We start from the raw sequence: 3,213 nt of genomic DNA on the forward strand, positions 1-3,213 counted from the left end.
GTTTCTTTACTCAGACCGAGTTCGTTCGCAACACGGGTGATCGCTCCGTTCGCGGTGTCGGGGTCGGCCTGGGCATGGATGACGAGCTCGACGGCGCGAACCTTGAGTTCGTCGGTGTATTTCACTGGCAAGAGAGAATCTCCTTCTTCCAATCTCCCTGCCTCTATTATCCCCGGGGCGACTCAATCCTTTCGGCAACAGCATCCACGTCCGTGTCGAACAGATCCGAATACACGTCCAACGTCATGGCCGCCGACGATTGCCCGAGCATGTTCTGAACCGCCTTCACCGAGGCGCCGGCGGACACGGCGAACGAGGCCGCCGAGTGTCGCAGGTTGTGGAACACAAAACCCTCATTGAGCCCCGCTTTCCGCCGAACCGTGAGGAACCATGACTCTTGATTCTTCGGCTCAGTAAGATCCGGGATCAACAGTCCGTCCGAGCCTGTTTTCAAAGTGAGCGCCCGGAACCGTTCATACATGTACCGCGGATCTCCCACGGACCGCTCCCGACCATTCTTCGACACCTCGGCACGGATCCTCACACGGCCAGCTTCGAGGTCAACTCCGCCCGGGCGGAGGGTGGCGGTCTCACTCCATAGCAAACCCATGTACGCCGCGATGTAGATGACGAAACCATACCGGCCACGCTGTTGCTTCAGATGGTGCTCGTCGGCCGCTCGCGACTCCTTCTCGACCTGCTCATAGGTGAGGTACACGTTCTTCCGGTGCGACAGCGCAGGACAGTTCTTGATCCCGCTGGCTGGATTACAGGGGGTCCGGTAGTCATCTACGGCGACCTGCAGCACTGCCTGCAGGTCATAGTGCGCCGGTCGGACTGTGCGAGCCAGGATGATGACAACATCATGCATGCGCTCGCTGCCCTGGTTACACGAATTGAGGTGGGGTCCTAACACCCAAGTGGGCGCGGATTGAAGCAATGTCCCCACCTGACAAACGAATGCGCCGCAGGTGATTCCTACTTCGGATCCGCGGCGCACTCGCTAGAAGATTAGGCTCAAGCTTCTGATAGTAGCTTGGCCCGATTATTGCCTTTGTATATAAACCACGTCACCGGTCCTGCGATTGGGAAGATGAGAGACACTACTGCCCAAAGCAACTTAGTAACGCCGTCGAGGGCTGAGCGATTAATGCTAACTAATGCACAGATCAAAAAGACGACCACAAGCGAAAAGATGCCCAGCCACAACACATCCAGGCCAGCGCCGAAAACTGATTCATTCATTGCGGTTCATCCTAGTTCTTGGTGATTGACGCTTTGTCTTTTCCAACCCAAAGCTTCAACCAGACGTTTCTTGAGGAAGAAGCACCGTAAGTCTTGTAAACAGTTGAAGCTTTTGCAGTTGCTTTAGCTGACGCTGTTTCCTTCTTCCTGGTGGTATTTAGCTTGCTCTTTGAGCATGTCCCAGCATAGCACTTCGTCTCGAGGCCGTGCACTCCTCCGATGTAGTCCTTGCCCTTCTGGACGATGGTGTAGCTGGCTTTGAAGCCCATATTGTAAAGAGGATTCGTCCTTCTCACGTGGCAGTTGGTGTAACTTCTGTATCCACTTCCACCCTTTACCTTGCAGTTCGTTGGTGCGGCCTGCGGCGAAATGATACCTGGGGAGACTTCATTCAAAGGCTGTTCAAGCTCAGTCATTTCGACTGAACCATCGGGGTACGTTTCAGTAGTCACCTCCCAATCGCCCTTACGTTCTGTCTTTACCGATACCGGCTTTTTGTTGGTCTCAAAGTCGAGCTGTTCGCCATTCTCAAGCTTTTCAATCACGGCGTTAGCGTCTTTGTTCGGTATGCCGGCGCTAGACAGGAATGAGCTAACTTTCTCTGTATCGATTGTTTCTGCTGCTTGAGCCGGGCCGGCCACGATCATGCTGGTTACGATGAGTGCAGCGCTCACTGCGCCTGTTAGGGCCTTGATGTACTTCAAGCGTCTCTCCTTGTTTCTGTCGTAGCACGCGCCCTTCCGGAACCGTGCAGCTCACTGCTTGTACTGGGCTAGATCATTCCTATCCCAATTCAGATGTTCTCCACATCACACGTAAGTATGAGATTGCGGAGATTTCAAAATTCTGAAGCTGGCCGAGTTGTCATTACCTGACAGTGGACGGTTGCAAACCCCATCGTGATGATCGATGGGTCACCGCTCGAGGTTGCTATCGCCGCTGCGCTAGTCTTCTACGTCGGCTGCTCACGGAGCACGCACGGACGCTCAGGAATGTGCAGACTGTGCAAGTCCGGCTTTCTCGCGTGTCGCCACTGGTAACTTTCCCGTGTCCGGTCGCATGCTCCGTGCATGATAATTCGCAACCTCAACGCCGACGCCCTCGGGAAGACAGTCACCCTCCCGACTATCGCGGCTCTCGGACGATGCTCACGCGGCATCCTCCACGCCATCACCCTCAACGCCGCCAACGATACAAGCACCCTCACCATCGGTGACCACCAACACTCGGTGCCGAACGGGGCGACCATCTACGGCACCACCGAAATGGCGGGGCTCTGACGGCCAAGCGCAAAGAGGGGCTTTGGCCATTGTCGACGGTTACGGACTGGGGCACTGACCCGAGCGCGTCGATCGTGAGGCATTTCGCACTCATGCGCCTCGGTGAAGGGACCCCAAGGGCGCGTCTGCGAAGTTCCAACGATTTGCCTGTGACCTTAACGGATCCCTGCTAGTAGAAGGGGTAGGTCAACTACGCTGAGCAGACCCCTCGAGGCGAAGGACGTACCCCGCACCATCGCAGTCAACGTCCGGCCCGGACGCAACACGGCCCCCATCGCTAATACGGTGGGGACCTAATGTTGTGTTGCTTGTGAAGCTCCGGGTTAGTCCATACGGATTCTCGGCGTTGAAGCCGAGAAAACATGGGCCAATCAGAACACGATCCACCTAGACTAGGACGCATCCACAGAAGTTCGCTTTCCTGTAACCCAGACGCGAACCAACAGAATATTGGCTACGACGAGTGCTACTGCGGTGAAGTTAATCGTAATCCACATCATGTGGGAGTTTGGAAGTAGCAGACTCAAATCAACGTCGGCTTCCTCTGAGCGATTGACTGCCCACGTGTCGGCGTTCGACCAGAGTACGTATGTGGCTCTTCATAAATAGGGCTGTAGGAGCCTACTCATTCCGCCAGCGTGGAGCAGTGATCGGATGAGGTAGTTGCTCCGGTTACGGAATCCCAACG

The 3,213-nt window shown here is 55.5% G+C and carries 4 protein-coding genes; 1 reads left to right on the top strand and 3 read right to left on the bottom strand.

The features are described 5' to 3' along the window. Positions 1-166: 166 nt before the first annotated feature. The 3 genes from MPN20_RS16950 to MPN20_RS16960 all read right to left on the bottom strand — a co-directional run bounded on the left by MPN20_RS16950 (position 167) and on the right by MPN20_RS16960 (position 1,949). Positions 167-808, bottom strand: a complete 642-nt coding sequence (locus MPN20_RS16950) for a site-specific integrase (protein ID WP_242784028.1) — start codon at positions 806-808, stop codon at positions 167-169. A 209-nt stretch (positions 809-1,017) separates the two neighbouring features. After that, complete coding sequence (locus MPN20_RS16955; RefSeq protein WP_242784030.1) at positions 1,018-1,245, bottom strand: PLDc N-terminal domain-containing protein; 228 nt, start codon at positions 1,243-1,245, stop codon at positions 1,018-1,020. Positions 1,246-1,256: 11 nt separating this feature from the next. Beyond that, complete coding sequence (locus MPN20_RS16960) at positions 1,257-1,949, bottom strand: hypothetical protein (RefSeq protein ID WP_242784031.1); 693 nt, start codon at positions 1,947-1,949, stop codon at positions 1,257-1,259. A 366-nt stretch (positions 1,950-2,315) separates the two neighbouring features. Between MPN20_RS16960 and MPN20_RS16965 the strand changes: the two genes are divergently transcribed. After that, positions 2,316-2,525, top strand: a complete 210-nt coding sequence (locus MPN20_RS16965) for a hypothetical protein (protein WP_242784032.1) — start codon at positions 2,316-2,318, stop codon at positions 2,523-2,525. Positions 2,526-3,213: the final 688 nt, after the last annotated feature.

The sequence above is a fragment of the Brevibacterium sp. ZH18 genome (assembly GCF_022748595.1).
Taxonomy (GTDB): domain Bacteria; phylum Actinomycetota; class Actinomycetes; order Actinomycetales; family Brevibacteriaceae; genus Brevibacterium.